Source organism: Pseudomonas caricapapayae, from assembly GCF_001400735.1.
Taxonomy (GTDB): domain Bacteria; phylum Pseudomonadota; class Gammaproteobacteria; order Pseudomonadales; family Pseudomonadaceae; genus Aquipseudomonas; species Aquipseudomonas caricapapayae.
Genome location: NZ_LJPW01000065.1, coordinates 1 through 25,635, shown reverse-complemented (window position 1 = coordinate 25,635; position 25,635 = coordinate 1). Strand labels below are relative to the sequence as shown.

Genomic DNA, 25,635 nt, shown 5'->3' with positions numbered 1-25,635 from the left:
GCACCTGATTGCGTCGGACGGCCCTATTAATGGGGGTCCTTGACATCCACAGCCTTGATCACGCCTTTTTCGCTTGGCTTGAGTATCAAACGCCAGGCACCTCTTCCCGTGCTTTTGCCAACACCTGGAAGATCCAGTGAAAACGCCGTTTTACCATAGCTATGCAGGCTGCCATTGCCGTCCAGCACGAACCGTTCAGTTGCCTTGTTGACGGCGACGACCAGATCATCCTCGATATTTTTCTGGGCGTTCCTGAAGGCGCGGCTTTCAAAGAACCCTTCCAGATCAACTTTGTAACGTTTTACCCGATCCTTGTTGTCCGGCGACCCGCTGTCACTGCCGGAACCATTGGATGGCCTGGCTTTTGAATGCTTTTTGCCGCCGCGCAGCCCTACCGAGGCATGCACCCAGACACCCTGATTATCAAGCTGGATAGGCAATTGGTAATACGCATCTGGCCGTCGGGGATCGATTACCCTCCACACGGCGGAATCGTCATCGTACCTGACGGCATAGGTTTTACCTTGTTGCACCGCATAAAAGCGGCTTGGCGCAGCGTCCTCAGCCTTTTCGTAAATACCTCTGTACACACCGTCGTCGCGCAATTTCACGCCACCGGGGTTTTTTGCCAACGCTGTTTTCGGGTCAAGGGTAGAACGGCCGACAGAGGTTGCCGACGAGGTCCTGACCCTTCGCCCCCTGGGCAGCGTTAAACCATCGGCCAGCAGCAATGCTGCCTGAACAAAATACAACGGGGCACTGCCTTCTTGACTGGCAGCCTTCGCAACGCCCTGCCAGATGGCGTAGAAACTGCGCAATGCGGCAATGGGCAGCCGCACTTTGAAAGGCGCGAAAGCAAGCACGATGTCGCCGACGATTTTGGTGATTTCCCAGGCACTTTCCCAATAGGTCTCCCAGTTGGTATTGGTCTGCTCATCGACAGCAGAAATCACTCGTGCGACTTCAGACTCATAAACCGCCTCAAGAAAACTCCCGGTGCAGGGGCGCAGCTCCATGAACAGCGTGTCACGGCCCGCCGTCAGCAGATACCTGACATTGACCTGGGATGCCAAAGGTGCCCTGCTCACCAGATAGTCCAGCAGCTCGGGTTCAAGCAATATCTGTTGCTGAAATGCTTGCGGATCGATCATCTCCCGAAAGCATCGACCGTCAGGAGTCTGCGGGGTGAAGATCACCAGATTGGCGACACTGGAACGGGACTGCGCACCGATCACGAGTATTCCACTCAGCGGTACATCATTGATGACCAACTGACTGACCTGGATGCTGTGACCTTCCACAAGCGCACGATCATCACCATCGACCGGATGATCCAGCACAGCGGCAAGCCATTTGTAACCTCTGTTCGCCAGCTCGGGAGGCAGCCCCCCATCGCCCAGAAAATCTCCTGCCATTCTTGCTTCAATTGCGTCCAGACGCATTTGCGCGCGCATGACGCTCGCGAAACGCTCACGGTGCCACTGGCCGGCCGCCGAGGTCGAGAGAGTGGTCATGAGGAATGCGGCGTAGTCTTCACCGATGTTCAGACCACGAATCAGCCGGAACAGATAACCGGCGCTCAGCGCGCTGATCAGTTGCCCCTGATCGTCGTACGCACGACTGGTCAGCAGAAAGTTGATGTTGGTAACCGCAATGTTTTCCAACGACAGATCAGTCAGGCTGCGGTCCTGGATTTCGTAATGCGGCTCCACCTCTGAAGGGCCGACATACACGTAATCCGTATCTATGATGGTATCCGGATCAATCTCGATGCTTACCGTGCGCACAGTGATTTCGTCAGGGTTCAAGACCACTCCGTGGTCAAGCGTGATGCGCTCTTGCAGCTTCTCCCGGGCATATTTCCGCAACTGGTCAGGCTGTCCGTAACCGGAGGGATCCAGCAGGTCAGGTGCCTGAGCTTCGAGCAATGCCTGGCTGTAGTCCTGCACCGCCATTTTCCAGCTTTGTTTTTCCACTTCGGTCGCGCTCGCGAACCACTCAGGTAAAAATCCGGTTTCAATTTCGGTCGGATTGTCGGGATCGAACCAACCGCGATTTTCCTGGATCGCCTGCCGGGTCAGAACCTCGCGAAAACCTTTAACATCCTGCTCGAATTGCATGCCCAGCGACGGTCGCTCATCGGCCTTCACTTGCGAACTGATCGCCAGGTAAAAGCTGTCGGTGCCTGGCTTGAATGACGTTATCTCGCCGTTACCATTATCCCGTGCACTGTAATTGCCGTAGCCGTCATGCAGCAAAACGATGCGGGTATCGTCCGGGTCGGCCGGGACGTACTGACTGACGCCGTGTTCGATGATCCGCAGATCTCGTTTCAATGTTTCAGCCAGTAACTCCCTGGCAATGTCGCGCGCCAGCTCATCTGTGTACTGATTGAAACTCCGCGTTCGCGACAGGCCATCAATCGCCAGACTGCTGCTCCACTCATCCAGCGAAATGTTCATCGCTTCGCCCAACGCGTCTGGCAGAACGAGATTTTCCAGGAAATCAGCTTCTTCCTGTTCCGTCAGCGGCACTTGCTCCAGCAGCTCTTCAAAACGTCCGACCGGAACCTCGGGGCATAAGGCACACAGCGCGCCTAAGGCAGGAGACAGCGGAGTTTGCCGACGAACCCACAATGGCAGGAAGGGATTGTGTGTGCGGGTATCCAGCCGGCTTTTTGAGGTGCCTTCGTCTGTCACCACAAGCGCATCGAATAACAGTGGTCTCTGGTCTTTTGCCAATCCTGCTATTTGCTCGCGCAGAGTAACGATTCGCCCGGCGACGCTGTGACTGCCAGGAAAGTTGCCGCCCATCCCGACACCGGAACCTGCCGGCAACTGACTGAACACCCAGTGCAGCAACGGCTCGTCATCGGTGACCTGGACATCGTCCGGAACCACATACGTGTCGCCGCTCTGCATGAGGACAATGCTGTCCTGAACGAGGCTTTCATCGCGGCCTTTCAGAAAAACCGCGAGGGGTTCATCGTTTTCGTTCTGAATCCTGATCGACAGGTCTGCCGGCCATTCCGGCAACTGAACCAGCAAGGCAAACAACGCCTCTTCACCGTCGTCAGGGAAAAAATTCTTTTCGGTAAAACGCTCGACGAACTGATCGATGATCCGGTCAGCACGCTCTCGACTCCGGTGTTCGCGTACCGCAACTGTGCTGGGCACAAACCTGTCCGGCTCGAGAAGTTTCTGCTCAGTGGATCGAGCAAGTTTGCCCATAGGTGCTGCTTTCAACATGGCTATTTCCTTATAGCGACATGGAGGGCGGGAGTGTCGATGCGGCGATGACCCTCCCGATGAAAGCGCGAGAGCGTAATCCTTTCCAGAAGCAGGCACAGCGGGTGGCAAAGAGAGGTAACAAACGCCTGTCGCACACGCCGGAACAGGGCACGATCGAGGTTCAGAGAAAGGGATTGAAACCCTGATGCACCGCCCTTGGCAGGGCGGCGTGGAGCGATAAAACGCGCGTGGTAACAACATGAACAGGTTATTTCAAAACATCACAACCCGTTTTTCAAACCCGGAAGCCCTGTCATCCAGCCTATGCCTGCGCTGGAATCGGACATCAACCCTCCTGGCCGATGCCTGGACGGTTCAAGGTTGCAGAGGCCGCAAGCGCCTGTTCAAGTGCGTAGGCATAGCTCAGCAATTTAGCCTCATCCCAGGCAGTAGAAAGAAAATACAACCCTTTTGGCAGGCCTTTATCGTCGAGCCCGACAGGCACGGTGATCCCCGGATAACCCGCGATGGCACCTGTGGATTTGAAAGAATATTCTGACCAGTCAATGAGTGCGTCAAGTGAGTGTTGCTGCAAGAGGCCATCGATTAATTGTCGATGCGCGTTGCGCACATTCGTTGCAATGGACAAGTAGTCTTCCTGATCGAGAGACGCGTTAGAGGACTCAATCAGTAAATCCTGGTCATAGGCGTGCCCCCCAGGAGACGCAGTGTTGAATGCAATTATCTCATCGAGCGTGCTGACCCCCAGCCCGGAGCGGGTTTCAAGGTAAGCGTTAAGCTCACGCTTGAAGTCATGTAACAACACTAGAAACTCCGGGGTGCTGTCGATAGAGGGAGCGTCGATTGGAACCAGTGTCGCCCCGGCAGACTGCAAACTGTTCTTTACCTTCTGGAATTCAGGGTCATCGTTCATTGCCACGCCCTCAGGCGTCTGGCTTGGATAGCCCAGGCGCTTGCCTCTCAACGCTTCCGCTCTGAGGTGATCGACATAGTTCACAACGTGGGTGGCGACCCGATCGGTCGCTTGATCCAGAGGGTCAGTGCCGCTCATCACCGTTAGCATGATGGCAGTATCAGTGACCGTTCGCGCCATTGGGCCGGCCGTGTCCTGACGACTGGAGATCGGAATCATACCGGCTCGGCTGAGCAGCCCCAGCGTAGGCCTTAGCCCTATGACGCCACTCGTGGCCGCAGGTTGAATGATCGAGCCGTTGGTCTCGGTGCCCACCGCCAGAGGCGAAAATCCGGCCGCAAGACCCACTGCCGAGCCTGAGCTGGAGCCGCGCGGATCAGCACTCAGGTCATAGGGGTGACGCGTCTGCCCACCTCGGCCGCTCCAGCCGCTCGGCACCTCGAATCCCCGAAAATGAGCCCATTCGCTAAGATTGGCCTTGCCGATAATGATCGCGCCGGCTTCGCGAAGCCGATGCACCACAAAAGCATCATGTTGCGCAGGCCGCCCGACCATCGCGAGCGCGCCCGCCGTCGTCTGCATCTTGTCCGCCGTATCGAGATTGTCTTTCACCAATACGGGAATGCCATGCAGCGGCCCACGTTTCTCGCCGCGGGAACGCTCCCCGTCCATTCGAGCGGCTATCTGTAGAGCGTCGGGGTTGATTTCAATGACAGCGTTAAGCGCCGGGCCACTGTTGTTCAACGCTTCAATCCGCTGGAGCAGACCTGTCACCAGTTCGGCTGAGGTCAGGCTGCCCGCACTCATGCGCTGCTGAAGCTCGACACTGGATTCGAAATAAACGGCTTTGTTTTCGATGACCGAACCGAAAACGGGGCCATCAAAGTTTGCGTTCGCCTGACTGGCAAACGCAAATGGCGCAATCGATAGCGCGAGGCAGAAACCAAACTGAATATTCATAACGTCCTTCCCTGATTGATAAAACGCTCGTCTTGAGCGAGTCACATCGAGCTTAGGAAGGACGTGGCAGGAGGAATGTCAGAAAAAGCAGGCAAGTTACCTGCGAGTCGTCGACGCTTGTTGTCAGAGTACGCCTCAGTAACGGCGTACTCTGACAACGCGACACTCAGACGCCCAGATAATCCAGAATCCCCTCGGCCGCATTGCGGCCTTCGAAGATAGCAGTCACCACCAGATCGGAACCGCGAACCATATCGCCACCGGCGAAGATTTTCGGGTTGCTGGTCTGATGCTTGTACTGCGCCTGTTCCGGTGCCACGACACGGCCTTGGCTGTCGGTGCTGATCGTGAACTGCTCGAACCACGCTGCCGGGCTGGGGCGGAAGCCAAAGGCGATGACCACGGCATCTGCCGGGATGATCTCTTCGGAACCCGGAATCGGCTCGGGACTGCGACGGCCGCGGGCGTCAGGCTCACCGAGACGCGTCTCGACGACCTTGACCCCTTCGACCCTGCCATCGCCCACGATGGCGATAGGCTGACGGTTGTAGAGGAACTTAACGCCTTCTTCCTTGGCGTTTTTCACTTCCTTGCGCGAACCCGGCATGTTTTCTTCGTCACGGCGATAGGCGCACGTCACTGACTTGGCACCCTGCCGGATCGACGTACGGTTGCAGTCCATCGCCGTGTCGCCACCGCCCAGAACCACGACCCGCTTGCCTTTCATGTCGACAAAGTCTTCCGGCGCCTTTTCAAAGCCCAGATTGCGGTTGACGTTGGCAATCAGGAAGTCGAGCGCATCGTGCACGCCAGGCAGGTCTTCACCGGCAAAACCGCCTTTCATGTAGGTGTAGGTGCCCATGCCCATGAACACGGCATCGTACTCTTCGAGCAGTTGATCGATGCTGACGTCCTTGCCGACTTCGGTATTGAGCCGGAACTCGATGCCCATGCCGGTGAACACTTCACGCCGATGGCTCAGCACGGATTTTTCCAGTTTGAATTCCGGGATACCGAACGTCAGCAGACCGCCGATTTCCGGGTTCTTGTCGAACACCACCGGTGTCACGCCGCCACGCACCAGCACGTCGGCGCAGCCCAGGCCCGCAGGCCCTGCACCGATGATTGCAACGCGTTTGCCGGTCGGCACGACTCTGGACATGTCCGGACGCCAGCCCATCGCAAACGCAGTATCGGTGATGTACTTCTCGACCGAACCAATGGTGACGGCACCAAAACCGTCGTTCAGTGTGCAGGCACCTTCACACAGACGATCCTGCGGGCAGACGCGGCCGCAGACTTCCGGCAGGGTATTGGTCTGGTGAGACAATTCCGCCGCCGCGAGGATATTGCCCTCGGCGACCAGCTTGAGCCAGTTGGGAATGAAGTTGTGCACCGGGCACTTCCACTCGCAATACGGGTTGCCGCAACCCAGGCAGCGGTGCGCCTGATCGGCAGACTGCTGGGGCTTGAAAGGTTCGTAGATCTCCACGAACTCTTTTTTGCGTTGACGCAGCAGTTTCTTCTTCGGGTCTTTACGTCCGACGTCGATGAACTGGAAGTCGTTACTGAGACGTTCAGCCATTCTCTGGAGCCTCTTTACGGCAGCTTCAAGCGACTGGCTTGAAGCTGCAAGAAATCATGATCGCAGGCAATTCGCGCACTGCCGTTGGCTTGCGGCTTGAAGCTGACCGCGAGCAGCTGCTTTTATTGCGGATTCGCCCGGGTACTGGAGAGCAGCGATTTCAGGTTGGCAGCCTTGGGCTTGACCAACCAGAAACGACGCAGGTAATCGTCCAGATTTTCCGCAAGATTGCGGCCCCATTCGCTGTCGGTTTCCGCGACATATTCATTCAGGACGCTTTGCAGGTGAGTGCGGTAGGCCTCCATCGATTCGCCGCTGATGCGCTGGATCTCGACCAGCTCATGGTTGACGAGGTCAACGAAGGTGTTGTCCTGATCGAGCACGTAGGCGAAACCGCCGGTCATGCCGGAACCGAAGTTGTAACCGGTCTTGCCCAGTACGCAGACGAAACCGCCGGTCATGTATTCGCAGCAGTGGTCACCAGTGCCTTCCACGACGGTATGGGCACCGGAGTTACGCACCGCGAAACGCTCACCTGCTGTGCCCGCCGCAAACAGCTTGCCGCCGGTTGCGCCGTACAGGCAGGTGTTACCGATAATGGCGCTTTCGTTGGTCTTGAACGGGCTGCCCTTGGGCGGCACGATCACCAGCTTGCCAGCGGTCATGCCCTTGCCAACGTAGTCGTTGGCATCGCCTTCCAGGTACATGTTCAGGCCACCGGCGTTCCAGACGCCGAAGCTCTGCCCGGCAGTGCCTCTGAAGCGGAAAGTGATCGGTGCCTTGTTCATGCCCTGATTGCCGTGCAAGCGAGCGATTTCACCGGAAATCCGTGCACCGATGGAACGGTCGCAGTTACAGATGTCCAGCTCATACTCACCGCCGCTGAGGGATTCGATGGCCGGCTTGGCCATCTCCACCATCTGCTCGGCCAGCAGCCCCTTGTCGAACGGCGGGTTGCGATCCACCAGGCTGAACTGAGGCTTGTCGGCCGGAATATGGTCGCTGCCCAGCAGCGGTGTCAGGTCCAGATGCTGCTGCTTCTCGGTTTCGCCGGGCAGGATGTCCAGCAGGTCGGTACGGCCGATCAGTTCTTCCAGCGAGCGAACACCCAGTCTGGCCAGCCACTCGCGGGTTTCCTCAGCCACGTAGGTGAAGAAGTTGATCACCATGTCGACGGTGCCGATGTAGTGGTCCTTGCGCAGCTTCTCGTTCTGGGTCGCAACACCGGTGGCACAGTTGTTCAGGTGGCAGATACGCAGGTATTTGCAGCCCAGCGCGATCATCGGCGCGGTGCCGAAGCCGAAGCTTTCAGCACCCAGAATGGCTGCCTTGATCACGTCCAGACCGGTTTTCAGGCCACCGTCGGTCTGCACCCGGACCTTGCCGCGCAGGTCGTTGCCGCGCAGGGTCTGGTGAGTTTCGGCCAGCCCCAGTTCCCACGGCGCGCCAGCGTACTTGATCGAGGTCAGCGGCGATGCGCCGGTGCCGCCGTCGTAACCGGAAATGGTGATCAGGTCGGCATAAGCCTTGGCCACGCCAGCGGCAATGGTGCCGACGCCGGCTTCTGCCACCAGCTTGACCGAAACCAGCGCCGCCGGATTGACCTGCTTCAGGTCAAAAATCAGCTGCGACAAGTCTTCGATGGAATAGATGTCATGGTGCGGCGGCGGCGAAATCAGCGTCACGCCCGGTACCGCATAGCGCAGCTTGGCAATCAGGCCATTGACCTTGCCGCCCGGCAGTTGCCCGCCCTCGCCCGGCTTGGCACCCTGCGCAACCTTGATCTGCAGCACATCGGCGTTAACCAGGTACTCGGGCGTCACACCAAAGCGACCGGTAGCGATCTGCTTGATCTTGGAGCTGCGGATAGTGCCGTAGCGCGCCGGGTCTTCGCCGCCTTCACCAGAGTTGGAGCGCGCACCCAGACGGTTCATCGCCTCGGCCAGCGCTTCATGAGCCTCCGGCGACAAGGCGCCCAGAGAAATGCCGGCCGAGTCGAAGCGCTTGAGGATTTCGCTCAGCGGCTCGATCTCGTCGATATTCAACGGCTGATCAAGTGTCTTGACCTGCAGCAGGTCGCGAATCATCGACACCGGACGCTGATCCACCAGCGAGGTGTATTCCTTGAACTTGCTGTAGTCGCCCTGCTGCACAGCAGCCTGCAGGGTGCTGACCACGTCCGGGTTGTAAGCGTGGTATTCGCCACCAAACACGAATTTGAGCAGGCCGCCTTGCTGGATCGGCTTGCGCGTGCTCCAGGCTTCGGCAGCCAGGGCCTTCTGCTCGGCTTCGATATCGACGAAGCGCGCGCCTTTCAGACGACTCGGTACACCGCGGAAACTGGTATCGCAGACTTCTTCGGACAAGCCGATGGCTTCGAACAACTGCGCGCCGCGGTAAGACGCAACGGTCGAGATACCCATCTTCGACAAGATCTTGAGCAGGCCTTTGGTAATGCCTTTGCGGTAGTTCTTGAAGACTTCGTAAAGATCGCCCAGCACTTCGCCGGTACGGATCAGGTCGCCCAGCACTTCGTAGGCCAGGAACGGATAAACCGCCGACGCGCCGAAGCCGATCAAGACGGCGAAATGGTGCGGGTCACGCGCCGTCGCCGTTTCGACCAGGATGTTGCTGTCGCAACGCAGCCCCTGCTCGGTCAGACGGTGGTGAACCGCGCCGACTGCCAGCGAAGCGTGAACCGGCAGTTTGCCCGGTGCAATGTGTCGGTCGCTCAGCACGATCAGGGTTCGACCGGCGCGCACTGCCTCTTCGGCCTGATCGGCGACGCTGCGCACCGCAGCTTCAAGACCGAGGCTTTCGTCGTAGTTCAGGTCAATGATATGGCGTTCGAACCCCGGACGTTCCAGGTTCATCAGCGAACGCCATTTGGCCGGTGAAATGACCGGCGAACTGAGAATCACGCGTGACGCGTGCTCTGGCGACTCCTGGAAGATATTGCGCTCGGCACCTAGGCAGATTTCCAGCGACATGACGATGGCTTCGCGCAGCGGGTCGATCGGCGGGTTGGTCACCTGCGCGAACTGCTGTCGGAAGTAATCATAAGGCGAGCGCACCCGGCGCGACAGCACGGCCATTGGCGTGTCGTCGCCCATCGAGCCCACGGCTTCCTGGCCCTGCTCGCCCAGCGGACGCAGCACCTGATCACGCTCTTCGAACGTGACCTGGTACATCTTCATGTACTGCTTGAGCTGCTCGCTGTCGTAAAAAGCCGAACCATGATCGTTGTCTTCCATGGTGGCCTGAATGCGCAGGGCATTCTTGCGCAGCCATTGCTTGTACGGATGGCGCGACTTGAGGCGGTTATCGATGGCATCGGTGTCGAGGATCTGGCCGGTTTCAGTGTCCACGGCAAAGATCTGCCCAGGGCCGACACGGCCCTTGGCGATGACGTCTTCAGGCTTGTAGTCCCATACGCCGATCTCCGACGCCAAGGTGATGTAACCGTTTTTAGTGGTGACCCAGCGCGCCGGGCGCAAGCCGTTGCGGTCGAGCAGGCAGACGGCATGGCGACCTTCGGTCATCACGATACCGGCCGGACCATCCCACGGCTCCATGTGCATGGAGTTGTATTCGTAGAATGCCCGCAGATCAGGGTCCATTGTCTCGACGTTCTGCCACGCAGGCGGAATGATCATGCGCACGCCACGGAACAGGTCGATGCCACCGGTCACCATCAGCTCGAGCATGTTGTCCATGCTCGACGAGTCGGAGCCCACGCGGTTGACCAGCGGGCCCAGCTCGTCCAGATCCATCAAATCGTTGGTGAACTTGGTGCGGCGCGCCTGAGCCCAGTTGCGGTTGCCGGTGATGGTGTTGATCTCGCCGTTGTGGGCAAGAAAACGGAACGGCTGCGCCAGCGGCCATTTCGGCAGGGTATTGGTCGAAAAGCGCTGGTGGAACACGCAGATGGCGGTCTGTAGACGCTCGTCGCTCAGGTCCGGGAAGAAGGCCGTGAGATCGGCCGGCATCATCAGGCCTTTATAAATAATGGTCTTGTGCGAAAAGCTGCAGATGTAATGATCGGTATCCGCTGCATTGGATACCGACGAACGGCGGCGCGCACTGAACAGCTTGATGGCAAATTCCTGATCGCTCAGGCCTTCACCGCCAATGTATACCTGCTCGATTTTCGGCAAGCGCTCCAATGCCAGGCGACCCAGAACACTGGTATCGATCGGCACCTGACGCCAGCCGACCAGATCCAGGCCCTCGGCCAGGATTTCGCGATTCATGTTTTCGCGTGCAGCGTCGGCCTTGGCGTCGTCCTGATTGAGGAACACCATGCCTACAGCGTACTGGCGGGGCAGATCGACGCCGAAGTGATCCTTGGCGATTGCACGCAGGAAGCCGTCAGGCTTCTGAATCAACAGACCGCAACCGTCACCGGTCTTGCCGTCGGCGTTGATACCGCCACGGTGGGTCATGCAGGTCAGGGCCTGAACGGCCGTCTGCAACAGGTGATGACTGGGCTCGCCCTGCATATGAGCGATGAGGCCAAAGCCGCAGTTATCCTTGAATTCATCTGGTTGGTACAGACCTGCTTTCATAGACACTTTCTCACCAGGCTGCCTCTATGCGAGGCAAATTTCCTTTTAATTCAACCAATTACCCGTCACGCCGAACGTGCGCCAGCTTCGGACAGGCAAAACGGAGGTCATTGTACACAGCGACACAAGGGCTCACAAATTTAACGACGACTGGCTGATAATCAATGTCGCAATTATGAAAGTTTTAAAGCGGGTCGCTGTGCTAGTCAAAGCATTTCTTCAAGTATCTGACTGACGCGACGGGAGACTGTAAGGCGTTTGTAACGCAGACGCCGCAAGGCGCGCGCCAATCAGGCGGCGCACCGGGCGGGTTAAGTCAGGTGTGTCGGCGGACGGCCCGGATAGGGCCGTTGCGACTTCAACGAGTGGCGCCGAGCTCTTGTTGGACGCTGGCGACAGTACGAGGCCAAGGTTTACCAGCCTGGACCTTGGCTGGCAATACCTTGATGGCGGCCAGGGCGGCAGCACGGTCAGGAAAGTTGCCGTACGTGATGACGTACAACGGCTTGCCCTGCAGGGTTTTCTTGAAATAACGGTACTCGCCACCCTGCTCTGCGATGTAGGCCTGAGCGGTGGCTTCGGAGCTGGTGCCCAGAATCTGGACCACATAATGGCCCGGTGCCTGACTGCTGTACCAGTTACTGCCGGCTGCCGGTTTGGCGGCCGCAGCAGCGGGTTTTTCTGCAGGTTTGGCAGCCGGAGCCGGAGCAGGCTTCGCGGTGGCGACCTGGGCAGGCGCAGGTGCCGGTTTTGCGGCTGGCGCGGGTGCAGGCGTTGGCGCAGGAATCGACGAGCGCGGTGTCTGAGCAGCGGCCTGACCTGCGGGAACACCCGCCGGCGGCGCAGTGGTCGTCACGGTCGGCGGCTGGGCAGGCGAACCTGTCGGCACCGCGTCTTCGTCGCTATCACTCGACCCGGCGGCTTCGGCCAGCGGACCGCGCATCACCGGCTGCGAGTTGCCATTCATCGGCAACGGCATGGGCTGGGAGTTGCCCGCAAACTCGATGGCCGGGCTACCGTTGTTCGATTGCTGAGCAGTTGGCTTGCCCTCGCCCAGTGGCAATTGCGCCTGAGCAGAAGCAGGGGCATTGGCTGGCGTGCCCGTCTTGTCACCGCGACCCGGGATCAGCACTGCTGCTGCCACGGCCACTATGACGACGGCACCCAAGGCCAATACGTGTTTTTTCGGCATGTTGAACCCCACACTTGGACGCTTGACCGCGGAACGACTCGCGATCATCGCCTCGATCATTGAATCGCGGGCTACCTGGTTGATTGCCCCAGGCCAGCCATCGGACTGTTCATGAATATCGGTAATCTGGTCGGCAGTAAACAACGCGATTCCTTGCCCTGCACCCTCCAGACGCTGAGCCAGATACTCCCGGGTTTCCTCTTCCGTGTAGGGTTGCAGCTCGATGACGTGAAAGCGTTCGCCTTCGACATCGCCCTGCAGGTCGGCACACATCTGATCGAGACGATCGAGCAGCGAGGGCTCTCCGAACAGGAACACATGCGGACGCCCTTCAGGCGTTCCCGCAGCAAGACCCAGCAACGCTTCGAGCGCCGAATCGCCAAGTTGTTCCGCATCGTCAACCAGCAGGTAGACTTCCTGGCCCGTCAGCCCCAACTGCACGACCTGCGAAAGGATCGATTGCATTTCAGCCTGAGCGACGCTCAGCGCCTCAGCGACCTGTTGCAGCACACCTGCAGCGTCGCCTGCACCGCGCGCAGAAATCACGACACTTTGCACCGACTGTTTGTTGGTGCTGGCCACCAGCGCCTGGCGCAGCAGGGTCTTGCCGCTGCCCTGTGGCCCGGTAACTGCTAGCAACAGCTGGCTGTAGCGCGCCAGATGATGAAGCTGACCCAGCACAGGCTTGCGCTGGGCAGGGAAGAATTTGAAGCCAGGTACCCGCGCCGCAAAGGGGTCATGACTCAACTGGTAATGGCCGAGGAAGGCCTCGTCGGCATGCAAACTAGTCATGGGTTTTCCGTTAACCTCTAAGCTGATCCACCAGGGCGCGATAGTCCGCAACCAGGGTGGCCTGTAATACTTCTTTTGGATAATCGTCCGTGATAACCGCTTCACCCAGCCGGCGCAACAGCACCAGACGCAGGCGACCGTCGATGACTTTCTTGTCGATCGCCATGTGTTCGAGGAAATTGTCTTCCGTCATGTCCTGCGGTGGCACGACCGGCAGCCCGGCGCGCTGAAACAGGCGAATACCGCGATCCCGCTCCTGCGTGCTGATCCAGCCCAGACGCGAGGACATTTCCAGCGCCATGACCGTACCGACAGCTACCGCCTCGCCATGCAGCCAGACACCATAGCCCATATGCGTCTCGATGGCGTGACCGAATGTGTGACCCAGGTTCAATGTCGCACGAACACCGGACTCACGCTCGTCGGCCCCGACGACCAGCGCCTTGGCCGCACAGGAGCGCTCGATGGCCACGGTCAGCGCAGCCTGATCCAGACCGCGCAGCGCGTCGACGTGTTCTTCGAGCCAGGTCAGGAACGGTTCGTCGCAGATCAGACCGTACTTGATGACCTCTGCCAGCCCGGCGGACAGTTCACGCTCGGGCAGGGTATTGAGCGAAGTGGTATCGATCAGCACGACGCTCGGCTGATAGAAAGCACCCACCATGTTCTTGCCCAGCGGATGATTGATGCCGGTCTTGCCGCCGACCGACGAGTCCACCTGGGACAGCAGCGTGGTCGGGATCTGGATGAAATTCACACCGCGTTGATAGCATGCGGCAGCGAACCCGGCCATATCGCCGATCACACCACCGCCCAGCGCAATGACTGTGGTGCGACGATCGTGACGAGCGGTCAGCAGGCCATCGAAAACGGTTTGCAGGGTTTCCCAGTTCTTGAATGCCTCGCCATCGGGCAGAACGATCGGCAGAACGTTGTAGCCGGCCAGGGTCCGGGTCAGACGCTCCAGATACAGCGGTGCCACTGTCGTGTTGGAGACGATGGCCACCTGACGCCCGACGATATGCGGGGTCAGGAGCCCAGGCTGATCCAGCAGGCCTTCGCCAATATGGATCGGGTAGCTACGCTCACCAAGCTCGACCTTAAGTGTCTGCATGTATCCCCACATTGATTACCGATTGGACGGTTTGTGCTTCGGCAGATCATGACCCAAGGCCATGCGCCGTCGCTGTTTTGCTGGTCGACGAGAATAGCGCATTTTCGCCTGCGCTTTAACGGGGGGGAAGCTCTGCCAGTCGCGCCAGTATCTCGAGAACCACCATTCGGGGTGGCCGCTCATCGGTTTCAATCACCACGTCGGCTATTTCCCGGTACAGCGGGTCACGGATCGCCAGCAACTCACTCAAGACACGGGCCGGATCGGCGGTACGCAACAGCGGGCGATTGCGATCACGTGCGGTGCGTCCGACCTGTTGCTCGATCGAGGCGTGCAAATACACGACTCGGCCTCCCGAGCGCAGCGCCTGACGATTTTCGCTGCGCATGACCGCACCGCCACCGGTCGCCAGAACCACGCCATCGGCGTCGCACAGTTCGGCAATCATGGCCTGCTCGCGATCACGAAAGCCCGGCTCGCCTTCCTTGTCGAAGATCCAGGGGATATTGGCGCCCGTACGCAGCTCGATTTCCTTGTCGGAATCCTTGAACGGCAGTCGCAACTCTTTGGCAAGCAAGCGGCCGATGGTGCTCTTGCCAGCACCCATCGGCCCCACAAGTATTAAATTTCGCACAAAATCAACGACTCACAGAAATCGCCTGGTTGTTCATGATACGCGGAGTCAGAAATACCAACAGCTCGGATTTGGACTCGGATACCACATCACGCCTGAAAAGCCGGCCAAGATACGGTACATCGCCAAGAAATGGCACTTTATCGACAACTTTACTTTGCGTATTCGAGAACACACCACCGATGACGATGGTTTCGCCATCGGAAATCAGCACCTTGGCGTTGACCTCGTTTTTCTTGATGGGCGGCACACCCAGCACCGCATTCAGGTAGTCCGGCTCGTCCTTGGTGACCTTCACTTCCATGATGATGCGATTATCGGGAGTGATCTGCGGTGTGACTTCAAGCGACAGTGAAGCCTCCTTGAAGCTCACCGTCGTTGCGCCACTGGAGCTGGATTCCTGATACGGAATCTCCGTGCCCTTGAGGATCTTGGCGGTCTCCTTGTCGGAGGTAACGACCTTGGGCTGCGAGACGATTTCACCGTTGCCGGTTTTCTCCATAGCGCTCAGTTCCAGGTCCAGCAACGTGTTGTTGGTCACGAAGCCAAGACCAATCCCGGAGGTCGCACCAGAGGCGCCGAGGTCGACGAACGGCACGTTGGACGTCACGTTGCTGCCGGTGTTGCCTGCCTCATCGCCGTTATTGTCCAGACCGTAGGTTGTCCACTTTCTATTGCCGCTGGTGTTGGTCGAGCCGCCCCAGCGAACACCCAGCTGCTTGTTGTAATCGACATTGGCCTCGACGATACGCGCCTCGATCATCACCTGGCGCACAGGAATGTCCAGTTGCGACACGATACGGCGCAGTTCGTCGAGCCGCTCTTGGGTCTGATAGGCAATGATGTTGTTGGTGCGGTCGTCTACCGTGATCGAGCCGCGTTCGTCGGTCTTGGACTCGGCACTGGTCACCGACTGGAAAAGCTTGGCAATGTCGGCAGCCTTCGCGTAATTGACCTGCAGCAGCTCACGACGCAGGGGTGCCAGCTCGGCGATCTGCTTGAGCGACTCAAGCTCCTGACGCTCACGGGCGGCAATTTCATCGGCAGGCGCGACCAGCAGAACGCTGCCGACCTTGCGCTTGTCCAGCCCTTTGGTTTTCAGCACCAGGTCCAGTGCCTGATCCCACGGCACATTCTGCAGACGCAGGGTGATGCCGCCCTGAACAGTGTCGCTGGCAACCAGATTGAGGTTAGTGAAGTCGGCAATCAACTGCAGTACCGAACGCACGTCGATGTCCTGGAAGTTCAGCGACAGCTTTTCACCGGTGTACACCGGCTTGTCGGCGGCGCGGCGGTCCAGGTCTTCGTTGGTCAACGGACGCACACTGATGGTCAGCTTGTTTTCGGTCTGAAACGCTGAGTAATCGAAGGCACCCGAAGGTTCGATCAGAATACTGGCCTTGTCGCCCGAAGCCGAGGCACTGACAAACTGCACCGGCGTGGCGAAGTCCTTGACATCCAGACGGACGCGCAGCGGCTCGGGCAGTTGGGTTTTGGCGAAGTCCACGCGAATCTTGCCGCCCTGCTCCTGAATATCCGGAGCGATGCTGGGATTGCTCAGGTCTATGACCACATTGCCTTCACCCAGCTCGCCGCGCTGGAAGTCGACATTTCTGATGGCCCTGGCACCTGCAGGAATAAACGGTCTGGCGGATGCCGGCGTCGGTGGCGGCACCGCTACGCGCTGCGCGCCCATCGCGGTGGTTGGCTGGGAAGCCTGCGCAGCGGCGGCACCCTGGCCGATCACCACGTACAGGTTGTTGCCGTCGACACGGGAGCTGTAAGGCGAGAGCGTGGTCAGGTTGATGATCACCCGCGTGCGGTCCTGGGCCTGCACCACGACCACGCTGCGTGCATTACCGGTGCCCAGGTCACGGCTTTTGGTCGCCAGCTGGCTGGTCACACCCGGCAGGTCCAGCGCGATACGCGCCGGTTGCGCCGTGGTATAGCCGCGCGGCGCAGGCACCGGCGCGTCGAATGCCAGCTTGAGTTCGATGCGATCACCCGGCAGGGCGGCGACATCCAGCGTCTTGAGGTTGGCAGCCTGGAGAACCGGCGACAGCATCGCGATGCATAACGACGCGCCGATAATCGAGAAAATCCGGATCATGATCAATTTCCGTTGAGCGCTACTGTGCATACTTGGCCTTGCCCACTTCATGAGCGTTCTTTGAGGGCGATAGTGCGCGGCCTTTCCAGCCATGCCCCCTCTCCATCAGGAACAATTTCAATGACGTCCACCTGCGCATCACCGATTGACACTACCCGGCCGTTGTTACGACCCAGGTAATCCCCGACCTTGACGCGATGAACGCCTCCCGCCCCGCGCAACAGGGCAAATGTCCCTGACTCGTTGCCGATCGTGCCGACCATCTCGAACGACTCGATATTGAACCCTTCAAGAAACTGCCTGACCCGGTGTTCGTCCGGTGCCACCAGCCGCGAGCCCCTCTGGCGGTTGAGAAGATCGATCTTGACCGGCGGCTGAAACGGACTGCGCAGCGTGGACGCGTTATACGTGAAGGCCTCATACGGCCGAAACTTTGGCAGGGCCTCGATAGTACCGCTCGGGCGCGCTCGGGCCTGATCCATGAACGCAGTCAGATCGGCAAAATCATTGTCATTACCGCACCCGGCCAGCCCTGTCAGAACCACACTGACGCACAGCAATCGCGCCGCCCTCATTTCTTCAACCCTTCATCGTTGTAGCGGTAGGTCTTGGCCAGAATGCTCATGCGCAACTTGGTCGGCACCTTCGGATCGACCGGCTTGATCTCGAAATCATGCAGCGTGACGATGCGCGGCAGGCTGGCAACGCCGCTGACGAAGGTTGCCAGGTCGTGGTAGCCACCGACCACGGTGATCTGTATCGGCAGCTCGATATAGAACTGCTGGACCGCCTCGGGCAACAGCTTGATTTCCTCGAACTCAAGCCCGCTGCCCAGACCAGTGCGGGTGATGTCCTCGAGCAGGCCAGGCACCTCGGTATCGCTGGGCAATTGCCGCAGCAGGGCACCGAAGGTGTTTTCCATTTCTTCCATCTGTTTCTTGTAAGGCTCCAGGTTGGCCGCCTGAAAAGCCTTGTTGGAAAACTGCTCCTTGAGCGTCACCTCACTGCTTTGGGCCGTTTCCAGCTGGGTTTCCAGATCCTGAATAAAGAAGAAGTAGCCCAGCGCGAAAATCAGCACCGCGACCAGCACACCGGCAATGACCTTGACCGCTGCAGGCCAGGAACCGAGGTTGTTCAGGTCAAGCTCGCTCAGGTCAACCTTGCGAAGCCCTTCCAGCCATTCGGACATATTCATGGCTTGGCTCCTGCGGGCGCAGCTGCGGCAACCGGTGGCTGGGTCTGTCGCACCGTCAGTTGAAAGACGTTGGCCTGATCCACGGCACCGGCAGTCGTGGCCTTCACCTCGGTCAGGCTCGGTGCCTCCAGCCAGTCAGACGCTTCGAGGTTGCGCATCAGGTCGGAAACCCGGTTGTTCGATTCGGCAGCACCGTTGATGGCAATCAGCTTGTCGGTCATTTTGACCTGCGAGTAATAGACGCCATCTGGCAAGGTGCGCGCCAGTTGATCGAATACGCGCCCCGTGATCGGGCGGTTGCCTTGCAGGTCCTGGATGATTTTCATCCGCTCGAGCAGCTGCTTGCGACGCGCCTTCAGGTCGCTGATCTCCTTGATGCGGATATCCAGCTGGGCGATCTGCGTTTGCAGAAACGCATTACGCGCCATCTGATGCTCTATCGCGTTGCTGACATAGCGATCGATCAGAAACAGAATCCCGACAGACACCACCAGTACGCCGACCAGCGCGGTCAGGAAACGCTTTTTACGTTCTTCACGAAGTTCTTCGCGCCACGGTAATAAGTTGATCCGCGCCATCAGTCGAAGCTCCTCAACGCCAGACCGCACGCGATCATCAAGGCGGGTGCGTCACTGGCCAGGGCCCCGGCATTGACCTTGGAGCTCAAGGCCATGTCGGCAAACGGGTTGGCAACCATGGTCGGGGTGCCGATACGTCGCTGAATCAAGTGTTCCAGCCCTGAAATCGAAGCCGTGCCGCCTGCCAGCATGATGTGATCCACAGAGTTGTATTGACCGGCCGCAAAGAAGAACTGCAGGGAGCGGGAAACCTGCTGCACCAGCGCGTCCTTGAACGGGTCCAGGACTTCGCTCACATAATCGTCGGGCAGCCCGCCCTGCTTCTTGGCGAGTCCGGCTTCTTCCATGGAAAGCCCGTAGCGGCGCTGGATTTCATCCGTCAGTTGGCGACCACCGAACAACTGCTCGCGGGTATAAATGATCCGGCCATGGTGCAGCACGCTCAGGGTGGTCATGGTGGCACCGATATCGACCACGGCAACGGTAAGCTCGTCGTGACCGTTGCCCAGCTGCGCAGCCAGCAAACCGAACGAACGCTCAAGGGCATAGGCCTCGACATCCACCACCCGCGCGGTCAGCCCGGCCAGCGCCAGTGCCGCCTCACGCACCTCGACGTTCTCCTTGCGGCAGGCAGCCAGCAACACTTCGACGCGTTCGGGATTGCGCACCGAATAGCCCTGCACCTCGAAATCGATGGCGACCTCTTCGAGCGGGTAAGGGATGTACTGGTCAGCTTCAAGCTTGAGCTGGTTTTCCATGTCGTCGTCGGAAAGACCGGCATCCATCTCGATTGTCTTGGTGATCACGGCAGAACCGGCTACGGCGACCGCCACAATCTTGACGCTGGTCTTGGCCTTGGCCAGCACGCGAGACAGCGCCTGGCCAACCCCTTCGAGTTCGGCAATATTCTTTTCGACGACGGCGTTGGCCGGCAATGGCTCGACTGCGTAAGACTCGACCTTGTAACGGGTGCCGGAACGACTCAATTCCAGGAGTTTTACCGAGGTGGAGCTAATATCGATCCCTAGAAGGGTGTTGGCCTTCTTACTGAAGAGTTCGAACACAACCTGATTCCTATGAGTTTCCGTCACTTACGGAGTTATTTCGGGTCAACGTCACTGTCGACAGCCTTGACAGTAGCGCAAATCACGCTTGGGGACGAAAAATGCTTATAATGCCCAGCGTTTTTTTCGTTTAACAAAGCTTCAAGGCGTGTTCATTTGTAAATGCCTGCGCTTAACCCATTATTTTTTCTGGAAATCCAAAAGCCTTGATACGCCTGCTGAAGTTTTTCTGGTGGTCCCTCGTCGCGGTATTCTGCTCGCTGTTGCTTGGCCTGAGCGGCGCGTTTCTTTACCTGAGCCCGACCCTGCCATCGGTTGAAGCGCTGCGAAGCATTCAACTGCAAATCCCCCTTCGCGTATTCAGCAGCGACGGCAAGCTGATCGCCGAGTTCGGCGAAATGCGCCGGACACCGATTCGCTTCGCGGAAATCCCGCCCAATTTCATCAACGCCCTGCTATCGGCCGAGGACGACAACTTCGCCAACCACTATGGCGTCGATCCGAGCAGCCTGATGCGCGCCGCTACGCAACTGGTAAAGAGCGGCCATATTCAGTCAGGCGGCAGTACCATCACCATGCAGGTCGCGAAAAACTTTTTCCTGACCAGCGAAAGAAGCTTTTCGCGCAAAACCACCGAGATTCTTCTGGCCTTGCAAATCGAGCGCCAACTTACCAAGGACGAGATTCTCGAGCTGTATGTAAACAAGATTTATCTGGGTAACCGCGCCTACGGAATCGAAGCGGCGGCGCAAGTCTACTATGGCAAATCGATTCGCGATGTAAGCCTTGCGCAAATGGCCATGATTGCCGGCCTGCCAAAGGCACCGTCCCGCTTCAACCCGCTGGCCAACCCGACCCGTGCCAAGGAGCGCCGCGACTGGATCCTCGGCCGCATGTACCGCCTGGGCAAGATCGACCAGAGCGCTTACCAGGCCGCCTTGAACGAACCGCTTAATGCCAGTTATCACGTACCGACGCCGGAAGTGAACGCGCCGTACATTGCTGAAATGGCACGTGCGGAAATGGTCGGCCGTTATGGCAGCGAGGCCTACACAGAAGGCTTCCGCGTCACGACCACAGTGCCGAGCGACCTCCAGGAGCACGCCAACAAGTCCATCCAGCAGGGCCTGATTGATTACGACCAGCGCCACGGCTATCGTGGTCCGGAAAGCCGCTTCCCGGGCATGACTCGCGCCAACTGGGCACAAGAGCTGACCCGGCAGCGCATGATCAACGGCCTTGAGCCCGGCATCGTGACTCAGGTCGACAAGACCGGTTTGCGCGTTCTGACCCGCAATGGCGAGAAGGAAGAAACCGTCGACTGGGCCACCATGAAATGGGCGCGGCCTTATCTGAATACCAACAGCCTGGGTGCCAATCCGAAGCAGCCCGGTGATGTCGCACATGTCGGCGACCTGGTTCGCCTGTTGCGCCAGGACGACGGCTCGCTGAAATTCAGTCAAATTCCCGTCGCGCAGAGTGCACTGGTTTCGCTTGACCCGCAAAATGGTGCCATTCGCGCGCTGGTCGGCGGCTTCGCTTTCGAGCAAAGCAACTACAACCGGGCAATGCAGGCGAAACGTCAACCGGGTTCCAGCTTCAAGCCATTCATCTATAGCGCTGCTCTTGATAACGGCTACACCGCTTCCAGCCTGGTAAACGATGCACCTATCGTGTTCGTCGACGAGTATCTGGACAAGGTATGGCGTCCGAAAAATGACACCAATACCTTCCTGGGGCCGATCCGCCTGCGCGAAGCGCTGTACAAGTCACGCAACCTGGTGTCGATCCGCCTGCTGCAGGCACTCGGCATCGACACCACCATCGACTACATCACCCGCTTCGGCTTCTCCAAACAAGACCTGCCGCGCAATCTGTCGCTGGCTCTGGGCACGGCAACGCTGACCCCGATGGAGATTGCCACCGGCTGGGCGACCTTTGCCAATGGCGGCTACAAGGTCAGTCCCTATCTGATCCAGACCATCGAGAACCGTGACGGCCAGACCCTGTTTGTCGCCAACCCGCCAAGCGTTCCGGCCAACGACGTTAACACGGCACCCAATACGTCGACCTTTGCCGTGCACGACAGCCCGAGCGTGGTCGCAGGCCCACCGGGAACACCGGCCCAGCCGCAAGCGCCAGCCGTTGCAGAGCGCATTGTCGATGGCCGCACGACCTACATTCTGAACAGCATGCTGCAGGATGTGATCAAGCGCGGCACCGGACGCCGCGCACTGGCCATGAACAGGCCGGATATTGCCGGCAAGACCGGTACGACCAACGACTCCAAGGATGCGTGGTTCTCCGGCTATAACGCGGACTACGTGACAACGGTCTGGAGCGGTTTTGATCAGCCTGAAAGCCTTGGCCGTCATGAATTTGGCGGTACAGTGTCGCTGCCGATCTGGATGGATTACATGAGCGCTGCACTGAAAGACAAGCCACCTCATCAGCAGGCAGAACCGCCAGGCATTCTCAGCCTGCGCGTCGACCCTCTGAGCGGTCGTGCGGCCACCCCGAGCACGCCCAATGCATTCTTCGAGCTGTTCAAGAGCGAAGACACACCGCCAAGCGTCAACGAACTGGGCGGCAGCGCACCAGGCAGCCCGCTGCCAGCAGACGAGTCAGCGCCAATCGACTTGTTCTGATAGCACTGCGCAGCCATGTGACGCTGAGCGTCACATGGCCCGTGAGGAACGATAATCTCAACCAGACATAAAAAAACCCCTGCATCGCTGCAGGGGTTTTTTATTGCATCAAGGATCAGCCCTTGAACACGTCATCCACGCTGGTCAGCGGGTAGTGCTTCGGATACGGCAGGGTAGCAACGCCGCTTTCGATGGCGGCCTTGGCTACCGCGTCGGCGATCAGGCCCAGCAGGCGGGTGTCCATTGGTTTAGGGATGATGTACTCACGCCCGAATTCCAGCTTGATACCGCCGTAGGCATCGCTGACTTCCTGTGGCACAGGCAGCTTGGCCAGTTCGCGCAGGGCGTTGGCCGCGGCGATTTTCATTTCCTCGTTGATGCGCTTGGCGCGAACGTCCAGCGCACCGCGGAAGATGAACGGGAAGCCCAGAACGTTGTTGACCTGGTTCGGGTAGTCCGAACGGCCGGTGGCCATGATCACATCGCTGCGCGTGGCGTGAGCCAGTTCCGGGGAGATTTCCGGATCAGGGTTCGAGCAGGCAAACACGATCGGGTCCTTGGCCATCAGCTTGAGGTTTTCAGCGCTCAGCAGGTTAGGACCTGACAGGCCCACGAATACGTCAGCACCTTCCAGCGCATCGGTCAGCGAGCGCTTCTCTGTAGCGTGCGCAAATACAGCCTTGTACTGGTTGAGGTCAGTACGGCCGGAGTGAATGACGCCAGTCCGGTCGACCATGAAGATGTTTTCGATCTTCGCGCCCATGCTCACCAGCAGCTTCATGCAGGAGATCGCTGCAGCGCCAGCGCCCAGGCAGACGATCTTCGCGGAATCGAGGGTTTTGCCGACGATTTCCAGCGCGTTGATCATACCGGCTGCGGTCACGATGGCGGTGCCGTGCTGGTCGTCGTGGAATACCGGGATATCGCACTGTTCGATCAGCGCCTTCTCGATTTCAAAGCACTCGGGTGCCTTGATGTCTTCCAGGTTGATGCCGCCGAACGTGATGGAGATGCGTTTTACGGTGTCGATGAACGCCTGCGGGCTTTCGGAATCGACTTCGATATCGAAAACGTCGATACCGGCGAAGCGCTTGAACAGAACCCCTTTACCTTCCATGACCGGCTTGGAAGCCAACGGACCCAGATCGCCGAGGCCGAGAATCGCGGTGCCATCGGAAATAACTGCTACCAGGTTGCCTTTGCCGGTGTACGTGTAGGCCAGCTCGGGGTCACGGGCAATTTCACGCACGGGTTCAGCAACACCGGGGCTGTAGGCCAGAGCCAGGTCACGAGCGGTTGCGGTCGGCTTGGTGAGTTCGACGCTCAGCTTCCCCGGACGAGGATTGGCATGGTATTCGAGCGCGGCAGTTTTCAAATCTGACATGTATTGGATTCCGCTTTTTTACTGTGGGACAGACGGACCGCCGAGGATACGCAAGATGCATAGTCCTAACAAGACTGACCAGTCACTGCTGTCAATAGGCACAGGATTAGACTTTACGCTTAGATGCCTGAAACGTGAACATGCAGTCACTCACCGTCAGACAACTGGCCGGAAGGCAGTTTTCAGCGGCCTGACGCGCTGAGCATCGCGGGATGAGTCAAGGGCAGCAGCCAGCGTGACTGGCCTGATTTCAGACCACCACGCCGGGAACGATCGACCACCCAGCCGCGCGCTTCAACCTGCCGCCCCTGGAGACGCTCCAGCATCGCCGTGTCGAAGGCGGACAACCGGTCAGGCGCGACACGCAGGACCAGCGAGCCTTGCAGCTCGATCCAGATACCGCCGCGATTGCGCTGCACGCTCCTGACCTGACCGGACACAATCGCAAAGCCGCTTTTGCTCAGGCTGGCGGAAGGCTGCACCGGTGAATCGCGCCACACCCCCAGCCGTGCCTGGCGTGCCTGACGCTCGGCACCTTGCTGGCAATCGACCAGAGCAACATTGGGCGCAACGGCCACCAGATAACCCAGCCCCTCGCTTAGCAACTGCGCTTCGAAGTTGGTGCCTTTGCCGCCATAGACGTTGGCCAGCGTGCGCCCGTAGTGATCCTTGCTCTGCTGACCGACACGCAGGCTGACCTGACCGCCGCTTTCATCAACCAGCGCCTGCAGGCGTCTTTTGGCAGCCTCGGCAAACGGCTCGGCAGACTGGCCTTTCTTGCCGGTTTCAGGCGTGTTAAGCCCGATCATCCGCACACTGCGGCCATCAGCCAGCTTAAGTGTGTCGCCATCGACCACACGCTGCACCTGTGCAACCGGCAAAGAAACAGGCGACGGGCAGAAGGCCTGTACGCCGGATACCCAAATCGCAGGCATAAAAAAGACGCCCACAAGGAGCGCCTTTTCAAGCAGCCTGGAAATGCCCATGGGGCAGCCAGTCTTACTTCGCTTTGGTAGCGCCGAACGCACCGAAACGGGATTTGAACTTGTCGACACGGCCGCCAACGTCAAGCGTCTTCTGCTTGCCGGTGTAGAACGGGTGGCACTCGTTGCACACGTCCAGGCTCAGCGGAGCGGCCAGGGTGGAACGGGTCTTGATGACATTGCCGCAGCTGCAGGTAGCGTCAATGGCTTCGTAAACTGGATGGATATCAGCTTTCATCGGTACTTCCTCGGTCTAACGCGCCGCCATCCAACACTATTGTTGAATACCGCACGGAAATAGGCTGCGGATAGTACCAGACAATTGCAACGACGCAAGCAAACCTTCACACCGGTCGTCTGCTAAGATCGCGCCTCCGTCATCATTCTCACCATCACAGGGAAACACCGCGTGCCCGACGCCATCCTGCGCCTTGCCCTGCCCTCGCCGCTTCGCCGCCTGTTCGACTATCGCGCGCCTGCAGGTGTGTCGCGCAGTGCGTTGCAGCCGGGCATGCGCCTGCGGGTGCCTTTCGGTCGACGGGAGATGATCGGAATCCTGGTGGAGGTGGTCGATCACAGCGAAGTGCCTGCCGACAAGCTCAAACCGGCTATCGCTCTGCTCGACAGCGAAGCGCCGTTGCCACCTGCGTTGTTCAGGCTGTGC

At 58.9% G+C, this 25,635-nt stretch carries 17 protein-coding genes; 2 read left to right on the top strand and 15 right to left on the bottom strand.

Annotated elements, in window-relative coordinates:
- Positions 1–26: 26 nt before the first annotated feature.
- The 12 genes from ALO80_RS09960 to ALO80_RS09905 form a co-directional block, all read right to left on the bottom strand.
- Complete coding sequence (locus ALO80_RS09960; RefSeq protein WP_055008886.1) at positions 27–3,248, bottom strand: dermonecrotic toxin domain-containing protein; 3,222 nt, start codon at positions 3,246–3,248, stop codon at positions 27–29.
- Positions 3,249–3,576: 328 nt separating this feature from the next.
- The gene (locus ALO80_RS09955) at positions 3,577–5,124 is read right to left on the bottom strand and encodes an amidase family protein (RefSeq protein WP_055008885.1); all 1,548 of its coding nucleotides are present in this window, start codon (positions 5,122–5,124) and stop codon (positions 3,577–3,579) included.
- A 166-nt stretch (positions 5,125–5,290) separates the two neighbouring features.
- Positions 5,291–6,709 carry an FAD-dependent oxidoreductase gene (locus tag ALO80_RS09950; protein WP_055008884.1) on the bottom strand — a complete coding sequence of 473 codons (1,419 nt, stop codon included), beginning with the start codon at positions 6,707–6,709 and terminating at the stop codon, positions 5,291–5,293.
- Positions 6,710–6,831: 122 nt separating this feature from the next.
- Entirely contained in the window at positions 6,832–11,277 is a 4,446-nt protein-coding gene (gene gltB, locus ALO80_RS09945) for a glutamate synthase large subunit (RefSeq protein ID WP_055008883.1), read from the bottom strand.
- 358 nt (positions 11,278–11,635) lie between these two features.
- Complete coding sequence (locus ALO80_RS09940) at positions 11,636–13,261, bottom strand: SPOR domain-containing protein (RefSeq protein WP_055008882.1); 1,626 nt, start codon at positions 13,259–13,261, stop codon at positions 11,636–11,638.
- 10 nt (positions 13,262–13,271) lie between these two features.
- Positions 13,272–14,375: a 3-dehydroquinate synthase gene (gene aroB, locus ALO80_RS09935; protein ID WP_055008881.1), complete on the bottom strand. Its 1,104-nt coding sequence runs from the start codon at positions 14,373–14,375 to the stop codon at positions 13,272–13,274.
- A gap of 115 nt (positions 14,376–14,490) precedes the next feature.
- Positions 14,491–15,009 (bottom strand): shikimate kinase AroK, encoded by a 519-nt coding sequence (gene aroK / locus ALO80_RS09930; RefSeq protein WP_054987984.1) that lies wholly within the window; start codon positions 15,007–15,009, stop codon positions 14,491–14,493.
- A gap of 4 nt (positions 15,010–15,013) precedes the next feature.
- Positions 15,014–17,119 carry a type IV pilus secretin PilQ gene (gene pilQ, locus ALO80_RS09925; RefSeq protein WP_055008880.1) on the bottom strand — a complete coding sequence of 702 codons (2,106 nt, stop codon included), beginning with the start codon at positions 17,117–17,119 and terminating at the stop codon, positions 15,014–15,016.
- Positions 17,120–17,166: 47 nt separating this feature from the next.
- Positions 17,167–17,694, bottom strand: coding sequence for a type 4a pilus biogenesis lipoprotein PilP (pilP, locus tag ALO80_RS09920; RefSeq protein WP_054987982.1), 528 nt, complete (start codon positions 17,692–17,694; stop codon positions 17,167–17,169).
- Positions 17,691–18,314 (bottom strand): type 4a pilus biogenesis protein PilO, encoded by a 624-nt coding sequence (pilO, locus tag ALO80_RS09915; protein WP_055008879.1) that lies wholly within the window; start codon positions 18,312–18,314, stop codon positions 17,691–17,693. The genes pilP and pilO overlap by 4 nt, the downstream gene beginning before the upstream one ends.
- Positions 18,311–18,892 carry a PilN domain-containing protein gene (locus ALO80_RS09910; RefSeq protein ID WP_054987980.1) on the bottom strand — a complete coding sequence of 194 codons (582 nt, stop codon included), beginning with the start codon at positions 18,890–18,892 and terminating at the stop codon, positions 18,311–18,313. Before ALO80_RS09910 ends, pilO begins: the two co-directional genes overlap by 4 nt.
- A complete protein-coding gene (locus tag ALO80_RS09905; protein WP_002551652.1) occupies positions 18,892–19,956 on the bottom strand; it encodes a pilus assembly protein PilM in 1,065 nt (354 codons plus the stop codon). Before ALO80_RS09905 ends, ALO80_RS09910 begins: the two co-directional genes overlap by 1 nt.
- 209 nt (positions 19,957–20,165) lie before the next feature.
- Here ALO80_RS09905 and ALO80_RS09900 point away from each other — a divergent pair, with 209 nt between their 5' ends.
- Complete coding sequence (locus tag ALO80_RS09900; protein ID WP_375232988.1) at positions 20,166–22,604, top strand: penicillin-binding protein 1A; 2,439 nt, start codon at positions 20,166–20,168, stop codon at positions 22,602–22,604.
- 115 nt (positions 22,605–22,719) lie between these two features.
- On the opposite strand, the gene ALO80_RS09895 is transcribed toward ALO80_RS09900, so the two are convergent.
- From ALO80_RS09895 to rpmE, 3 genes are all read right to left on the bottom strand, one after another.
- Positions 22,720–23,988, bottom strand: coding sequence for a malic enzyme-like NAD(P)-binding protein (locus ALO80_RS09895; RefSeq protein ID WP_055008877.1), 1,269 nt, complete (start codon positions 23,986–23,988; stop codon positions 22,720–22,722).
- Between the two features lie 182 nt (positions 23,989–24,170).
- A complete protein-coding gene (locus tag ALO80_RS09890) occupies positions 24,171–24,974 on the bottom strand; it encodes a thermonuclease family protein (RefSeq protein WP_055008876.1) in 804 nt (267 codons plus the stop codon).
- A gap of 13 nt (positions 24,975–24,987) precedes the next feature.
- The gene (gene rpmE / locus ALO80_RS09885; RefSeq protein ID WP_002551648.1) at positions 24,988–25,209 is read right to left on the bottom strand and encodes a 50S ribosomal protein L31; all 222 of its coding nucleotides are present in this window, start codon (positions 25,207–25,209) and stop codon (positions 24,988–24,990) included.
- Between the two features lie 171 nt (positions 25,210–25,380).
- Here rpmE and ALO80_RS09880 point away from each other — a divergent pair.
- A partial coding sequence (locus tag ALO80_RS09880) for a primosomal protein N' family DNA-binding protein (RefSeq protein ID WP_456238982.1) occupies positions 25,381–25,635 on the top strand: 255 nt, incomplete at its 3' end.